16 protein-coding genes are annotated in these 14,590 nt (G+C 66.7%); 12 read left to right on the top strand and 4 right to left on the bottom strand.

What is annotated here, in order from left to right; all coding sequences use genetic code 11:
• Positions 1–60: 60 nt before the first annotated feature.
• Positions 61–1,686: a fumarate hydratase gene (locus tag IPP91_18905; protein MBL0144111.1), complete on the top strand. Its 1,626-nt coding sequence runs from the start codon at positions 61–63 to the stop codon at positions 1,684–1,686.
• A 256-nt stretch (positions 1,687–1,942) separates the two neighbouring features.
• Complete coding sequence (menA, locus tag IPP91_18900; GenBank protein MBL0144110.1) at positions 1,943–2,827, top strand: 1,4-dihydroxy-2-naphthoate octaprenyltransferase; 885 nt, start codon at positions 1,943–1,945, stop codon at positions 2,825–2,827.
• Positions 2,828–2,837: 10 nt separating this feature from the next.
• Here the strand turns inward: menA and IPP91_18895 are convergent, their stop codons facing one another.
• Positions 2,838–3,386 (bottom strand): protoporphyrinogen oxidase, encoded by a 549-nt coding sequence (locus IPP91_18895; protein ID MBL0144109.1) that lies wholly within the window; start codon positions 3,384–3,386, stop codon positions 2,838–2,840.
• A 70-nt stretch (positions 3,387–3,456) separates the two neighbouring features.
• A complete protein-coding gene (locus IPP91_18890; GenBank protein ID MBL0144108.1) occupies positions 3,457–4,245 on the bottom strand; it encodes an inositol monophosphatase in 789 nt (262 codons plus the stop codon).
• 65 nt (positions 4,246–4,310) lie between these two features.
• Here IPP91_18890 and IPP91_18885 point away from each other — a divergent pair, with 65 nt between their 5' ends.
• The gene (locus tag IPP91_18885) at positions 4,311–5,027 is read left to right on the top strand and encodes an RNA methyltransferase (GenBank protein ID MBL0144107.1); all 717 of its coding nucleotides are present in this window, start codon (positions 4,311–4,313) and stop codon (positions 5,025–5,027) included.
• A gap of 44 nt (positions 5,028–5,071) precedes the next feature.
• Here the strand turns inward: IPP91_18885 and IPP91_18880 are convergent, their stop codons facing one another.
• The gene (locus tag IPP91_18880; protein ID MBL0144106.1) at positions 5,072–6,259 is read right to left on the bottom strand and encodes an MFS transporter; all 1,188 of its coding nucleotides are present in this window, start codon (positions 6,257–6,259) and stop codon (positions 5,072–5,074) included.
• Positions 6,260–6,379: 120 nt separating this feature from the next.
• Here IPP91_18880 and cysE point away from each other — a divergent pair, with 120 nt between their 5' ends.
• From cysE to iscX, 9 genes are all read left to right on the top strand, one after another.
• Positions 6,380–7,063 carry a serine O-acetyltransferase gene (gene cysE, locus IPP91_18875; GenBank protein ID MBL0144105.1) on the top strand — a complete coding sequence of 228 codons (684 nt, stop codon included), beginning with the start codon at positions 6,380–6,382 and terminating at the stop codon, positions 7,061–7,063.
• A 135-nt stretch (positions 7,064–7,198) separates the two neighbouring features.
• Positions 7,199–7,672, top strand: coding sequence for a Fe-S cluster assembly transcriptional regulator IscR (gene iscR / locus IPP91_18870; protein ID MBL0144104.1), 474 nt, complete (start codon positions 7,199–7,201; stop codon positions 7,670–7,672).
• A gap of 23 nt (positions 7,673–7,695) precedes the next feature.
• Positions 7,696–8,913, top strand: coding sequence for an IscS subfamily cysteine desulfurase (locus IPP91_18865; GenBank protein MBL0144103.1), 1,218 nt, complete (start codon positions 7,696–7,698; stop codon positions 8,911–8,913).
• 46 nt (positions 8,914–8,959) lie between these two features.
• Positions 8,960–9,376, top strand: a complete 417-nt coding sequence (gene iscU, locus IPP91_18860; GenBank protein ID MBL0144102.1) for a Fe-S cluster assembly scaffold IscU — start codon at positions 8,960–8,962, stop codon at positions 9,374–9,376.
• Complete coding sequence (gene iscA, locus IPP91_18855; protein MBL0144101.1) at positions 9,376–9,699, top strand: iron-sulfur cluster assembly protein IscA; 324 nt, start codon at positions 9,376–9,378, stop codon at positions 9,697–9,699. The genes iscU and iscA overlap by 1 nt, the downstream gene beginning before the upstream one ends.
• Before the next feature lie 58 nt (positions 9,700–9,757).
• Positions 9,758–10,300, top strand: a complete 543-nt coding sequence (hscB, locus tag IPP91_18850; protein MBL0144100.1) for a Fe-S protein assembly co-chaperone HscB — start codon at positions 9,758–9,760, stop codon at positions 10,298–10,300.
• 38 nt (positions 10,301–10,338) lie between these two features.
• Positions 10,339–12,210: a Fe-S protein assembly chaperone HscA gene (gene hscA, locus IPP91_18845; protein ID MBL0144099.1), complete on the top strand. Its 1,872-nt coding sequence runs from the start codon at positions 10,339–10,341 to the stop codon at positions 12,208–12,210.
• On the top strand, positions 12,207–12,548 hold the full coding sequence (gene fdx, locus IPP91_18840; protein ID MBL0144098.1) for an ISC system 2Fe-2S type ferredoxin: 342 nt from the start codon (positions 12,207–12,209) through the stop codon (positions 12,546–12,548). The genes hscA and fdx overlap by 4 nt, the downstream gene beginning before the upstream one ends.
• Positions 12,549–12,574: 26 nt before the next feature.
• Entirely contained in the window at positions 12,575–12,769 is a 195-nt protein-coding gene (gene iscX, locus IPP91_18835; GenBank protein MBL0144097.1) for a Fe-S cluster assembly protein IscX, read from the top strand.
• Between the two features lie 40 nt (positions 12,770–12,809).
• On the opposite strand, the gene IPP91_18830 is transcribed toward iscX, so the two are convergent.
• The gene (locus tag IPP91_18830; GenBank protein MBL0144096.1) at positions 12,810–14,201 is read right to left on the bottom strand and encodes a sulfurtransferase; all 1,392 of its coding nucleotides are present in this window, start codon (positions 14,199–14,201) and stop codon (positions 12,810–12,812) included.
• Between the last annotated feature and the right edge of the window lie 389 nt (positions 14,202–14,590).

The following is a 14,590-nucleotide window of genomic DNA, read 5'->3' as shown; positions in this document are numbered from 1 at the left end:
GGTCGCATCCGGCGGCAGGCGCGTGTCGTTCGATCGCCCCCGACAAAGGAGCTGCACCAGATGGCCGCCAAACCGTTCGTTTATCAGGACCCATTTCCCCTCGGCAAGGACCAGACCCGGTACCGGAAGGTGGAGGGTTCGGAAAAACTTGTCTGCGTCAGGTCCTTCGAAGGCAACGAGATCCTCAACATCGACCCGGAAGCGCTGACCATCCTCGCCAATGAGGCGATGCGTGATGTTTCCTTCCTGCTCCGCCCGGAACACAACGAATCCGTGGCCAGGATACTGCGCGACCCGGATGCATCGGCGAATGACAGGGGCGTCGCAGTGACGCTGTTGCGCAATGCCGGGATTTCCGCCCGATTCGAACTTCCGGTATGCCAGGACACGGGCACCGCGACCATCATCGCCAAGAAAGGCCAGCAGGTCTGGACCGGAGGGGGGGACGAAGAGGCTCTCTCGAGGGGCGTGTACAAGACCTACACCGAAGAGAACCTCCGTTACTCCCAGACCGTCGCGCTCGACATGTACCGGGAGACCAACACGGGCACCAACCTGCCGGCCCAGATCGACATCCAGGCGGTGGACGGCGACGCCTACAAGTTCCTCTTCATGGCAAAAGGAGGCGGCTCGGCCAACAAGACTGCTCTCTACCAGGAGACGAAGGCGCTTCTGGCCCCGGAAAGCATCCTGAAATTCCTGGTCGGCAAGTTCAAGACCCTCGGCACCGCCGCCTGCCCGCCATATCACATCGCCGTTGCCGTCGGCGGCACCAGTGCCGACGCTTGCCTGAAGGCGGTCAAGCTTGCTTCTGCGCGGTATTACGACGAGCTTCCCACCCACGGGAACGAACACGGCCAGGCATTCCGCGACCTGGAACTGGAGCAGAAGCTGCTCGAGGAGGCCTGCAAGCTCGGGATTGGCGCCCAGTTCGGCGGGAAATACTTCGCGCACGATGTCCGGGTCATCCGGCTGCCGCGCCATGGTGCCTCGTGCCCGATCGGGATGGCCGTATCGTGCTCGGCCGACCGCAACGTCAAGGCGAAGATCACCCGGGACGGCATCTTCGTCGAGGAACTGGACCGCGATCCGGGCCGCCTCATACCGGAGCAATTCCGGGGCAAGCAGGCGAACGGTGTCAGCATCGACCTGAATCAGCCGATGAAGGCGATCCTGGCCGAACTTTCCAGGCATCCGGTTTCGACACCGCTCCTGCTGAATGGCGCCATCGTGGTCGGACGCGACATCGCGCACGCGAAATTCAAAGAGCTCATCGATGCCGGCAAGCCCGTGCCGGAATATCTCCTCAAGCACCCGATCTACTATGCCGGCCCGGCCAAGACTCCGAAGGGAAAGGCGTCCGGCTCGTTCGGTCCGACGACCGCCGGCAGGATGGATTCCTATGTTGATCTGCTGCAGAGCAAGGGCGCCAGCATGGTCATGATCGCCAAGGGCAACCGCTCGCAGCAGGTGACCGACGCGTGCAGGAAGTACGGCGGGTTCTACCTCGGCTCCATCGGCGGCCCGGCCGCCGTACTGGCAGAGGAGAACATCAAGAAGGTCGAATGCATCGACTTTCCGGAACTCGGAATGGAAGCGGTCTGGAAGATCGAGGTGGAGAACTTCCCGGCGTTCATCCTGGTGGATGACAAGGGAAACGACTTCTTCAAGCAACTGGGGCTGTAGTTCGCGTCCTGGTCTGCACGGGTTCCTTCAAGACAGCCGGAAATCGCTTCGGAACAAGCTTCCGCCGGCGCATGGGTACGGTGCTCGGGCGAGCCAGGTCGCGCAGGCCGCAAGTGCCGACGTGCAGGCGGTGGTGCCTTGCGTGTTCGCAAGAACCGACGTAGGGGGCGTCGTATAATCGCCCGCGTTCCCCGCCACCCTGTTCACGATGCCCGCCACTTCCGCCGCACCGCACGACGATATCGTGCCCGGATCGATCCGGGCGTGGGCCATCGCCATTCGCCCCAAGACCCTGTGGATCGCGGCGATCCCGGTCGTGGTGGGCACCAGCCTGGCGTGGATGCACGGGGCGCAGATTCTCCCCTGGGTCGCCGCGCTCGCCTTCTTGGCCTCGATCCTCATGCAGGTCATCACGAACCTGCAGAACGACGTGGGGTACACCGCGCGAGGCCTGGAGACCGGGCGCCGCGTCGGTCTGCCGCGCGCCACGGCGAGCGGATGGCTCACGCCTGGCGAAGTCCGGCGGGCCATCGCGCTCGGTGTGGCAGGCGCGGTGGCCGTAGGCACCCCGCTCGCGTTGCATGCCGGTCCGGTCGTGGCGGTGATCGGCTTCTCGTCGGTACTGGCGGCGCTGGCCTACATGGGCGGGTCGCGCCCGATCGCATACACGCCATTCGGGGAGCTGGCGGTCTTCGTCTTCTTCGGAATGGTAGCGGTACTGGGCACCTATTACCTGTACGCCGGCGCCGGCGGACTGACGGTCTGGCTCGCCGCGGCCGCGATCGGCTCCCATGCGGCGGCGGTCCTGGTCGTGAACAATCACCGGGACGCCGAGCACGACCGGCGCACGGGCCGGCGCACATTCGCGGCAAGCTTCGGGAAGCTCGCCTCCGCGAAGCTCTACTCGGCCACGCTGTGGGCGCCCTTCGCGATCGTCGTGGCCATCGTTGCCCTCGAGGCGCGCCCGGCACTCGCCGTGCCCCTGCTGCTCCTGCCGATGGCGCGGCGCTTGCAGGCGGACTTCACGAACCTGCCGCCGGGGCCCGCGTTCAACCTCATCCTCTTCCGCACAGTCAAGCTGGAACTGGCTTTCGGCGCGCTGCTTTCCGCGGGGGCGGCGCTGCAGCGCATCTTGTCCTGAGGCCGCGGGGCTAGCGTTTCTGCTCCGGAGAAGCCAGGCGCTTCGCGAAGGATTCCGCGAAGGCCGTGACCGCGCCCCAATCGGTGTACTCGTGGTCTCCCGGCGGCGGTGCGCCCGACTTGCGCAGGGAAAACTGCACCATCAGCGCCCGGATGAAGCCATAGCGCGAATTGCGGACGGCGCCCGCGAAGCTCGCCGCCTGATCGGGCGTCCAGCCGGTGTCCGCGGAGAACTCCTCGAGGTAGCGCTTCGCGGCGGCCGCATCCCGGCTCGGGCCTCCCGCGGACAACGACACCGAGTAGAACGCGGTGTGCCGTGTCCTCAGGATGGCGAGGTGGCCCTTCACGAGGTCGCGAACCGGCTTCGCGTGGTGGCCGAAGTGGATGGGCGAGCCGACGATCACGCCATCGTAGGCGGTGAGGTGCGCGCCTGCGTCGGGCTTGGAGCCGTCGCGCATGGCCGCCTCGACGCCGCGCTCGCGCAACAACTCGCCCAGACGGCGGGCAATCTTCGCCGTCTGCCCATCCTCTGATGCGAAGATGATGAGCGCGCGAGCCATGATGTCATTTTCGCTTCCTGCGGCCGCGGCTCGCTTGATCCCGGGCAAAAAACTCGCGCGCCGGCCGGGGTCAGCTGCGGATGGCGAGTGTCTGCAGCAGCAGCGGAAAGACCTTGGCGCCGGCCGCGACGATGCGGCCGCTCTCGAGGAACCCCTCGGCCCCCTCGAAATCCCCGACCATTCCCCCGGCCTCCCGCACGAGGAGGGCGCCGCCTGCCATGTCCCAGGGCGACAGGCCCATTTCCCAGAATCCGTCGAGGCGGCCAGCGGCGACCCAGGCCAGGTCCAATGCCGCAGCGCCCGGCCGGCGCACGCCCGCCACGCGGCGTGCCACCTCGCTGAACATGCGCAAGTACTCGTCGAAATGGGCGAATTCGCTGAACGGGAACCCGGTGCCGATGAGCGCGTCGTCGAGCCTGTCCAGACTCGTCACGCGCAGGCGGCGATCGTTGAGGAACGCCCCTGCGCCGCGCGTCGCGGTGAAAAGCTCGTTGCGGTTGGGGTCGTAAATGACCGCCTGCTGCAGCACGCCCTTGTGCTTGAGCGCGATCGACACGCAGTACTGCGGGAAGCCGTGCAGGAAATTGGTCGTCCCGTCCAGCGGGTCGATGATCCAGAGGTGGTCGCTCTCGGCGGCCTTCGAGGAGGCTCCGCTTTCCTCGCCGAGAAACCCGTGGGACGGGTAGGCCTCGCGAATCGTGCGGATGATCGCGTCCTCGGCGGCGTGGTCCACCTCGGTGACGAAGTCGTTGTGGCGCTTGCGCCGGATGGTGAGGCGTTCGATATCGTACGAGGCGCGGGTGATGATCGAGCCGGCCTTGCGCGCGGCCTTCACGGCCGTGGTGAGCATCGGGTGCATGGCAAAGAGCGGGGCGCGGTCCGAAAGGCGGCGCGCCGGAGAGTGTCGTAAGGCAGAATTATACGATGAAGGCCGAATCCCCCCTTTCGCGCATCGCGGTCGTGCTCTCGCGCACCAGCCATCCGGGCAACATCGGTGCGGCCGCGCGCGCCATGAAGACCATGGGGCTCGACGACCTGGTGCTCGTGGCCCCGCGCCATTTTCCCCACCCGGAGGCGGTGGCGCTTGCGGCGGGTGCGGCGGACGTGCTCGAGCGCGCGCGTGTCGTTTCCACCCTGGCCGAAGCCCTTGCGGACCGCACGCTCGCCATCGGGTTCAGCGCCCGCGGGCGCGATCTCTCGCACCCGGCGCGCGACTGGCGTTCGGTGGCTCCGGAGGCCGTCGCGGCGACGGCGGACGGACTCGTGGCCCTCGTGTTCGGCAACGAAACGTCTGGTCTTTCGAACGATGAGCTGCTCGTCTGCCAGCGTCACGCCTGCATTCCGGCCAACGCCGAGTACCCATCGCTCAATCTCGCAGCGGCGGTCCAGATCGCGTGCTACGAACTCGCGCTCGCGGCTTGCGCATTCCGCATTCCCGATCGCCCGCCCCGCACGCCTGCAACGGGCGCCGATCTCGAGGCGCTGCACGCCCGACTGCGCGATCTTCTCATCGCCAGCGGCTTCCTCGATCCGGCCGAGCCCGGTCGCCTCGACGAGCGCATGCGCCGCCTCGCCTCGCGGCTCGACCTCGAGGCGGAGGAAGTGGCCATCCTGCATGGCATGCTCGAGTCGCTCGAGTAATAAGGGGGTCTGTCCCCTTTATCGAAAAAGGGGACAGACCCCTTTTACGGTCGGCGCAGGGGCAGCGCCAGTGCGCCGAGAGACACCGCGGCCATGACGGCCGCCCCGGCGAGGAACGGCGACTTGGCGCCCGAGGTCTCCACGAGCCAGCCACCGAAGCCCATGCCCGCCCCGAGCCCGCTCAGGATGAAGGTCGAGCTCCAGGTGAACGCCTCCGTCGCGTAGTGCGAGGGGGCGAGCCGGGAGACGAGCACCGACTGGCTGGCGATGCTGGGCGCGATGGCCGCGCCGGCAAGGAAAGCGACTGCGGCGAAGGCGGCCGGCGCATCGACGAAGTAGTGGAGAACCAGGGGCAGGATCATCAGTCCCGTCGTGGCGGCGAATTGCCTCTCGATCGGCGCGCGCAGCGTGAGGCCTCCGAATATGGCGCCTCCGATGGCGCTGCCCAGCGAATTGACGGACAGGAAGATCCCGCCGAGCGCCGGGACCGCGAGGGCCGTGGCATAGCCGGGGTAGCCGACCTCGAGAAAGCCGAAACTCGTCGTGAGCCCGAAGGTCGCGACGAAGACGAGCAGCAGGCGCGGCTCCGTGAGCGGGCCGAGCAGATGGCGACCGCCATGGTGTTCGGGACGAAAGTAGCGAAGTGCCGGGGATGCGACGAAGACCAGCAGCGCCGCGACGCTGGCGATGATCGCCAGGGAAAAGGCGACGATCGAGCCCGCGGTGGCCAGGACGCCGGCGACGATTGCGGGTCCCAGCGTGAAGTTCACCTCGATCAGCACGGAGTCGATCGCGAAGGCGCGGCGCCGGTCCTCCTCGGAGGCGAAGCGGTGGCGCCACAGCGTGCGCGTGAGCACGGTGATCGGCATCGAGAAGAACCCCGCGCAGGCCGCAGCGCCGGCCACCGTCGCAAGCCCGACGCCCGACCGGGCCGCCGCGAGTACCGCGATGAGCGAGAGGGGATGCACGATACCCGTCACGAGCAGCGTGAGCTTCGGTCCCGAGCGGTCGATGAGCCGTCCCTGGATCGGCGCCCCAGCCGCCATGGCGAGGAAGTAGGCGCCCGAGACGGTGCCCGCGAGCGCGTAGGAGCCCAGCGTCTCGCGCAGGAACATGAGCATCGAAAGCCCGACCATGCCGATGGGCATGCGCGAGAGGACCGCGGCGGTGGCGAGTGCTGCCACGTCGGGCTGGCGGAAGAAGTCGCGATAGTGGGCGACGAAGCGGCGCATGGCGGGGGAGCGGGAACCGCAACTCGCGGTCCGGAGGCGAATGGTTGATAATTTTACTCGGGGAACGGTAGATTTCCCGGACGAGTGCATTCCCGTAACACATCAAGAGAGCCAAACGACATGTTCAGCAGGATCCGCGCGGACATTCGCTGCGTCTTCGACCGCGACCCGGCCGCGCGCACAGTGTGGGAAGTCCTCACCTGCTACCCCGGCTTCCATGCGCTCACCTTCCACCGCCTGGCCCACGCGCTGTGGGGCGCGGGATTCAAGTGGCTCGGCCGCCTCGTGTCGCACATCTCGCGGTTCCTGACCGGCATCGAGATCCATCCCGGCGCGACGATCGGGCGCCGCGTCTTCATTGACCATGGCATGGGCGTGGTGATCGGCGAGACCGCGGAGATCGGAGACGACTGCACGCTCTATCACCAGGTGACGCTCGGCGGCGTCTCGTGGAACAAGGGCAAGCGTCACCCAACGCTGGGCAAGGGTGTGGTGGTCGGCGCGGGCGCCAAGATCCTCGGGCCTTTCGTCGTCGGCGATGGCGCCCGGATCGGCTCCAACTCGGTGGTGGTGAAGGCCGTTCCCCCGGGCACCACGGTCGTCGGCATTCCAGCGCGCGTGGTCGAGGATCACACCGCGGCGCTCATGACCTTCGATGCCTATGCCGTCAGCGGAAGTCTCGATGACCCTCTCAACCAGGTCCTGCTGACGATCGGTTCCAGGACTGAGGACATGGATGGAAAGCTGGCCGATCTGCTTCGAAGGCTCGAGGCGCTTGAAGAAAAAGGCAAGCAAAAACAATAGGATCATGTGCGCTGTCGGGCGGACGCAGCCCCCTGCGGCAACCGGCGGACCCTAATAGTTGACCAAATTCATCGGATTTCCTATACTTGACGAATCTGGTCGGGATTATCCGGCTGCTCACGAGGCAACGCACCCATGCGACTCACCACCAAAGGCAGGTTCGCGGTCACGGCGATGCTGGACCTCGCGCTGCATTCGACGAATGGCCCGGTGACGCTCTCGGGCATCAGCGCGCGCCAGCGCATTTCGCTTTCCTATCTCGAGCAGCTCTTCGGCAAGCTGCGCCGCCGTGCGCTCGTCGAGAGCGTTCGCGGCCCCGGGGGCGGCTACAATCTCGCGAGGCCGTCCTCCCTCCTGACGGTCGCGGACATCATCAATGCCGTCGAGGAGTCGATCGACTCCACGCAATGCGGCGGCAAGGAAAACTGCCACGACAACCAGCGCTGCATGACGCACGACCTGTGGGAGGAACTGAACGCCACCGTTCACGGTTTCCTGTCCCGCGTCACGCTCGCCCAGCTGGTCGAAAACCAACGTACGAAGCCGGTCTCCGTCGTGGCCCCGCGCACGCGATCCTCGCGCGCCGACGGGCCCACGATCACCGTTTGACACGCACCCGAGCGAAGCCCGCCATGACCGACCGCAAGCTGCCTATCTACCTCGACTACTCCGCCACGACGCCGGTGGATGCGCGCGTGGCCGAGAAGATGATCCCGTGGCTCACCGAGCATTTCGGCAACCCGGCCTCGCGCAGCCACGCCTACGGCTGGGAGGCCGAGGAAGCGGTGGAAAACGCACGTGCCGAAGTGGCGAAGCTCGTGAACTGCGACTCCAGGGAGATCGTCTGGACCTCCGGCGCCACCGAATCCAACAACCTCGCGCTCAAGGGCGCTGCGCACTTCTACGCGGCCAAGGGCAAGCACATCGTCACGGTGAAGACGGAGCACAAGGCCGTGCTCGACACCGTGCGCGAGCTGGAGCGGCAGGGCTTCGAGGCCACCTACCTCGACCCGGAGCCCGACGGCCTCGTGGACCCCGCGAAGTTCGAGCAAGCGCTGCGCCCCGACACGATCCTCGCCTCGGTGATGCTGGTGAACAACGAGATCGGCGTGATCCAGCCGATCGCCCGATTCGGCGACATCTGCCGGGAGAAGGGCATCATCTTCCACGTGGACGCGGCGCAGGCCACGGGCAAGGTGCCCATCGATCTTGCCACGCTCAAGGTCGATCTCATGAGCTTCTCGGCGCACAAGACCTACGGGCCCAAGGGCATCGGCGCGCTCTACGTGCGCAGGAAGCCGCGTGTGCGCCTGGAAGCGCAGATGCACGGCGGCGGCCATGAAAAGGGCTTCCGCTCCGGCACGCTCGCCACCCACCAGATCGTCGGCATGGGCGAGGCCTTCCGCCTTGCGCGCCTGGAGATGGCCACCGAGAACGAGCGCATCCGCATGCTTCGCGATCGCCTGCTCGCGGGCTTCGGCGACATGGAGGAGGTTTACGTGAACGGCGACCTCGAGCAGCGCGTGCCGCACAACCTCAACGTGAGCTTCAATTTCGTCGAGGGCGAATCGCTGATCATGGGCATGAAGGAGCTCGCCGTGTCCTCTGGCTCCGCGTGCACGTCCGCGAGCCTTGAGCCTTCCTACGTGCTGCGCGCGCTGGGCCGCAACGACGAGCTCGCGCACAGCTCGATCCGTTTCACGATCGGCCGCTACACCACGGAGACGGACATCGACTTCGCGGTGAAGCTGATCCGCAAGCGCATCGGCAAGCTGCGCGAGATGAGCCCGCTGTGGGAAATGTACAAGGATGGCATCGACCTGAGCACCGTCCAGTGGGCGGCACACTAATACCCTCCTTCTCCCATCGGGAGCGGGTTCGGGTGAGGGCAGACAAATGGCATACAGCGACAAGGTAGTCGAGCATTACGAGAACCCCCGCAACGTCGGCTCGTTCGCGAAGGACGAGGAGGGCGTGGCGACCGGCATGGTGGGCGCGCCCGCCTGCGGCGACGTGATGAAACTGCAAATCAAGGTCGGCGCCGACGGCATCATCGAGGACGCGAAGTTCAAGACCTACGGGTGCGGATCCGCGATCGCCTCCTCGTCGCTCGTCACCGAGTGGGTGAAGGGCAAGACCCTGGACGAGGCCGCGGGCATCAGGAACACGCAGATCGCGGAGGAGCTGGCGCTTCCCCCCGTGAAGATCCATTGCTCGATCCTCGCCGAGGACGCGATCAAGGCGGCCATCGCCGATTACCGCAAGAAGTACGGCGAAGGCGATACCGATCCGGCGCAGAAGGCGGCCGACTGATGGCCGTCACCCTCACCGACCGCGCTGCCGATCACATCCAGCGCTACATCGCGAAACGGGGCAAGGGCATCGGACTTCGCCTCGGCGTGAGGACGACGGGCTGCTCCGGCATGGCCTACAAGATCGAGTTCGCCGACGAGCAGCAGGAGGGCGACGTCGAGTTCGAGTCCAACGGCGTGCGCGTTCTCGTCGACCCCAAGAGCCTCGTGTACCTCGACGGCACGGAGCTGGACTTCGTGCGCGAGGGCCTGAACGAGGGCTTCAAGTTCCACAACCCGCAGGAGAAGGACCGTTGCGGTTGCGGGGAATCGTTCAACGTCTGAACGCCGCTCGCGGCAACACATCAGGGGGAGGGGGCGGCCACGCCCCCTTTCCACATCCATGACGCCCGAATTCTCACGCAATCACTTCGAACTCCTGGGGCTTCCCGTCGCCTACGTGGTTGACGCGGAGGCGCTCGACCGTTCCTACCGCGAGTTGCAGGGCCGCGTGCATCCGGACCGCTTCGCCACGGCCGGCGAGACGGAGCGGCGCGTGGCGATGCAGTGGGCCACGCGCGCCAACGAGGCCTACCGCACCCTTCGCAATCCGGTCGACCGCGCGCGCTACCTGCTCGGCCTGCGCGGTTTCGACACGGATGAGGAGTCGAACACGTCGATGCCGCCGGACTTCCTCATGCAGCAGATGGAGTGGCGCGAAGGCGTCGAGGCGGCGCGGGTTCGGCGTGACGCGGCCGCGCTGGAGACGCTGCGCGCGGAGATCGAGTCGGCCCGCGTCGAGATGCACTCGCTTCTCGCCCGCGCGCTGGGTGGAGACCGGAACTACGACGCCGGGTGTTCGCTGGTGAGGAAGCTGCGCTTCCTCGACAAGATCGAGGCCGAGATCGACGACGCGCTCGAGTTCCTCCTCGAGGACGCCCGATGAGCGCGCTCCTGCCTCGCCTGCCTGAAGGAACCGTCTAGATGTCGCTCCTGCAGATATCGGAACCGGGCGAATCGCCCGAGCCGCACCAGCGCCGGCTCGCGGTCGGCATCGACCTGGGGACCACGCATTCGCTGGTGGGCGCCGTGAAGAGCAGTGCGGCCGAGTGCCTGCCTGACGGGGAGGGCCGGGTGCTGCTGCCCTCCATCGTGCACTATGGACCGGACGGCGCGGTCGAGGTGGGTTACGTCGCGATGTCTCGGGCTGCCTCCGACCCCGCCAACGCGATCTCGTCCGTCAAGCGGTTCATGGGCCGCGGCGTGGCGGACGTCGCGAAGTTCGGCGCGCTTCCGTACCGGTTCGTGGATGCGCCCGGCATGGTCGCCATCGAGACGGCGGCGGGGCTGCGCTCGCCGGTGCAGGTCTCGGCCGATATCCTCAAGTGCCTACGCGTGCGCGCGGAGGAAAGTCTCGGCGGCGAGCTCTTCGGCGCCGTGGTCACCGTTCCCGCGTACTTCGACGACTCGCAGCGCCAGGCCACCAAGGATGCCGCGCGCATCGCGGGCCTCAACGTGCTCCGGCTGCTCAACGAGCCGACCGCCGCGGCCATCGCCTACGGGCTGGACAATGCATCCGAGGGGACCTTCGCGATCTTCGACCTGGGCGGAGGCACGTTCGACATCTCCGTCCTCAAGCTCACGCGCGGCGTCTTCGAGGTGCTCTCCACCAGCGGCGATTCCGCGCTGGGCGGCGACGATTTCGACCAGGCCATCGCGATGCACTGGCGCATCGCGCACGGGCTCGCGGATGCCTCCGGCCGCGACACCCGGCGCCTCCTGGCGGCCGCGTGCGAGGTGAAGGAGCGCCTCTCCACGCAGGAGTCGGCGGACGCGCAGGTGACGCTCACCTGGGGGCAGCAGATGCACCTGGCGCTCACTCGCCGAGAGTTCGAGGACATCACGGCGCCGCTCATCCACAAGGTCCTGGCACCCACGCGCAAGGCGCTGCGCGACGCGGGGCTCGCGGTTTCGCAGGTCGATGGCGTGGTCCTCGTCGGCGGCGCCACGCGCATGCCGCACCTGCAGCGTGCGGTGGAGGCCTTCTTTCACCGCAAGCCGCTGGTCAATCTCGATCCCGAGCAGGTTGTCGCCCTGGGCGCAGCGATCCAGGCCAATGCGCTGGCGGGCAATCGCGCCGCGGGAGATGATTGGCTGCTCCTGGACGTGATCCCTCTGTCCCTCGGCCTGGAGACGATGGGCGGCCTGGTGGAAAAGGTCATTCCGCGCAACTCCACGATTCCCGTGGCGCGTGCCCAGGAATTCACCACCTTCAAGGACGGCCAGACGGCGATGGTGATTCACGTGGTGCAGGGCGAGCGCGAACTGGTCGCCGATTGCCGATCGCTCGCGCGATTCGAATTGCGCGGGATTCCGCCCATGGTCGCGGGTGCGGCGCGAATCGCCGTTACTTTCCAGGTGGATGCCGACGGGCTGCTCTCGGTGTCGGCCCGCGAGACGACGACGGGCATCGGGGCTTCCGTCGTGGTGAAGCCGTCCTATGGGCTGACCGACGACGAAGTCGCCTCGATGCTGCGCCAGGGATTCGATCATGCGCAGGGCGACCGCGACGCGCGCGCGCTGGCCGAACAGCGCGTGGATGCCGAAGGCCTGATGGCCGCGATTCGGGCCGCGATCGCGCAGGATGGCGACCTGCTGTCACCGGACGAGCGCTCTCTGCTCGATGGCGGCCTTGCGTCTCTCGGCGCGGCGCGTCAGGGCACGGATCACCGCGCGCTCAAGTCGGCGGTCGAGGCCCTGAACCGCGCGAGCGAGCCGTTCGCCGCGCGCCGCATGGACCGTTCGGTTTCGCGCGCGCTCGCAGGCCGGCGCCTCGACGAGGTGCCCGTGAAATGACCCGAGTCACCGTCCTGCCGCACGAGGCGCTCTGCCCGGCTGGCGCGCAGTTCGATGCCGAGCCCGGCACGACCTTGTGCGACGCCCTCCTTGCGCACGGAATCGAGATCGAGCACGCGTGCGAGAAGTCCTGCGCCTGCACGACCTGCCACGTGGTCGTGCGCGAGGGTTTCGACACGCTCGAGCCTGCGACCGACAAGGAGGACGACCTTCTCGACAAGGCGTGGGGCCTGGAATTCACCTCGCGCCTGTCCTGCCAGGCGAGGGTGGGCACGACACCGCTCACGGTGGAGATCCCGAAGTACACGATCAACCAGGTGTCCGAGGGCAAGCACTGAGCACGGTCGATGAAGGAGCCGACGCAATGAAATGGACCGATACGCGCGACATCGCGATCGCGCTGGCAGACAAGTTCCCCGACACGGACCCGCAGGCGATCCGTTTCACCGACCTGCACAACCGGGTCATGGAGCTGGAGGGGTTCTCCGATGCGTCCGATCGCTCGGGCGAGAAGATCCTCGAGGCGATCCAGATGGCCTGGATCGAGGAAGCGGAATAGATAAACGGGGACGTGTTCGCGAACACGTCCCCGCAGCGCGTCAGTTCGCCGCGATCGTGAGTTTGCCGCCCTTGTCGATCTCGATGTCGGCCTTCACGAAGGCCGCGTTGAAGCCCTTCTCCTTGAGCTTGTGGTACGCCATCTCGGCGCGTACGCCGGTGGAGCAGTGGGCGACGATGCGCTTGTCCTTCGGCAGTTCGCCCATGCGCGCGGCGATTTCCTCGTCGGGGATCAGCTTCGCGCCCTTGATCATGCCGGCGTTGGCCTCGTCGTTGTTGCGCACGTCGAGGATCAGCGTGTCGGCCGGCGTGTCGAGCGCCAGTGCCTTGAACGCCGCCGGGCCGATGTCGCCCGGCCGCGGCTTGGGCACATACGCGGCCGTCTGGGCTGGCGCGCCGCTGGCGATCGGGAACCCCGCGCCCTTCCAGCCGTTGAAGCCGCCGGTGATGACGGTCACGAAGGGATAGCCCGCCCGGGTGATGGCGGAGGCCACTTCCATCGCCGCCTTGCCGTTGTCGGCGTCATAGACCATCACCGGTGGCTTGAGGGCCTTGTCGGGAAACTTCGCAAGCGCTGCCTTCACCTGCGCCGGGGAGATCGCGACGGCCCCCGGGATGAATCCGGCGCCGATGTCGGCCGCGGGGCGCGCGTCGATCAGGACGTGCGGGATGGACTTGTCGATCCATGCCGCCTTCAGGTACGGCGCCGCGAGGACGCCGACGCTCTTTTGCGTCCATTCCGGCCACCCTTCGCGGTACACCTTCACGTTCGTGTAGCCCATCGCCTCGGCGCGGCGCATCGAATTGGGGCTGAGCATGCAGGTGATGCCCTGGCAGAAGAAGATGACCCGCTTCGCCTTGTCGGCCGGCAGCTTCTCGGCGGCCAGCGCGTCGAAGCCCTTGGTCGTGAAGGGCAGGTTCACCGCGGTGGGAATGGTGCCTTCCTGCACGCGCGGCACCGGGCGCGAATCGACGAGCATGTAGTTGCCCGCTTCGGGGCCCTTCGCGACAAGGGCTGCGACCTCGTCGTACTTCACCAGCTTCTCGGGAGCGATCTTGATCGGGCCCTTGAACCAGATCTTCGTCGCGGTCTTGACGCCATCCTTTTCGACGTAAGCGATCTTCGCCTCGTGGCCCTTGCGGATGTCGCGCAACGCCTCGGGGGCCTTCGCGTCGCCCGCCTCGACCACCTGGAGAGCCTTCGGGTCGAACTTCACGATTTCGGTGGCGGCATCGATCTTCAACTGGATCGACTGCGACTTGAAGGCCACGTTCTCGAACATCCCGAACGTTTCCCCCGTGCCGGCATTGTGGCAATTGGTGCAGATCTTCGGGATGTTGGGCTTTGCCGCCGGGGCTGCAGCCGGCGCCTGGGCGGCCGCGGCTGTTGCCATCCCCATGGCGATGAGGGTGGCGAGGGTGCGAAGCTTCATCGACGTGCTCCTTCTGTGGCGAAATGCGATGTCCCTCATTTCACCCGTCGAGACGATGGGGCGTGGTGACCTATATCAATAGCCGCTTATATTCGAAGGAGCACGAGCGCGGCCTGCTGCCGGCGCGAAGAGCAAAAAAAAAGGGGCAGGAGAACCTGCCCCACAAGGCGCACTCTTGAAGTCCGGAGGATGGACCCGCCGGCCTTTCACCGACGCGGAGCCGAGGAGGCTCTGGGTAGATCGTTACGAGAGATTATCCAGCAAGCACAATGCCAAGTCCATGTTGTCCTGCAAAATCAATCTCTTATGCGTTTCATGCCCTGGAGGCTTTCGGTTCCCGGTACACAACCGCGTCGCCCAACGGCGACACCCTGCGGCAGTCTGTGCGT

It is taken from the genome of Betaproteobacteria bacterium (genome assembly GCA_016720855.1).
GTDB lineage: Bacteria > Pseudomonadota > Gammaproteobacteria > Burkholderiales > Usitatibacteraceae > FEB-7.
Note: the sequence above shows the minus strand (reverse complement) of the source record. Positions and strands in the feature narration are given on the sequence as shown.

Excerpts from the sequence above, each read along its gene's own strand:
- IPP91_18905 (MBL0144111.1), top strand. The coding sequence starts at position 61 with ATGGCCGCCAAACCGTTCGTTTATCAGGACCCATTTCCCCTCGGCAAG.
- IPP91_18895 (MBL0144109.1), bottom strand. The coding sequence starts at position 3,386 with ATGGCTCGCGCGCTCATCATCTTCGCATCAGAGGATGGGCAGACGGCG.
- IPP91_18890 (MBL0144108.1), bottom strand. The coding sequence starts at position 4,245 with ATGCACCCGATGCTCACCACGGCCGTGAAGGCCGCGCGCAAGGCCGGC.
- IPP91_18885 (MBL0144107.1), top strand. The coding sequence starts at position 4,311 with ATGAAGGCCGAATCCCCCCTTTCGCGCATCGCGGTCGTGCTCTCGCGC.
- IPP91_18880 (MBL0144106.1), bottom strand. The coding sequence starts at position 6,259 with ATGCGCCGCTTCGTCGCCCACTATCGCGACTTCTTCCGCCAGCCCGAC.
- cysE (MBL0144105.1), top strand. The coding sequence starts at position 6,380 with ATGTTCAGCAGGATCCGCGCGGACATTCGCTGCGTCTTCGACCGCGAC.
- iscR (MBL0144104.1), top strand. The coding sequence starts at position 7,199 with ATGCGACTCACCACCAAAGGCAGGTTCGCGGTCACGGCGATGCTGGAC.
- IPP91_18865 (MBL0144103.1), top strand. The coding sequence starts at position 7,696 with ATGACCGACCGCAAGCTGCCTATCTACCTCGACTACTCCGCCACGACG.
- iscU (MBL0144102.1), top strand. The coding sequence starts at position 8,960 with ATGGCATACAGCGACAAGGTAGTCGAGCATTACGAGAACCCCCGCAAC.
- iscA (MBL0144101.1), top strand. The coding sequence starts at position 9,376 with ATGGCCGTCACCCTCACCGACCGCGCTGCCGATCACATCCAGCGCTAC.
- hscB (MBL0144100.1), top strand. The coding sequence starts at position 9,758 with ATGACGCCCGAATTCTCACGCAATCACTTCGAACTCCTGGGGCTTCCC.
- hscA (MBL0144099.1), top strand. The coding sequence starts at position 10,339 with ATGTCGCTCCTGCAGATATCGGAACCGGGCGAATCGCCCGAGCCGCAC.
- fdx (MBL0144098.1), top strand. The coding sequence starts at position 12,207 with ATGACCCGAGTCACCGTCCTGCCGCACGAGGCGCTCTGCCCGGCTGGC.
- iscX (MBL0144097.1), top strand. The coding sequence starts at position 12,575 with ATGAAATGGACCGATACGCGCGACATCGCGATCGCGCTGGCAGACAAG.
- IPP91_18830 (MBL0144096.1), bottom strand. The coding sequence starts at position 14,201 with ATGAAGCTTCGCACCCTCGCCACCCTCATCGCCATGGGGATGGCAACA.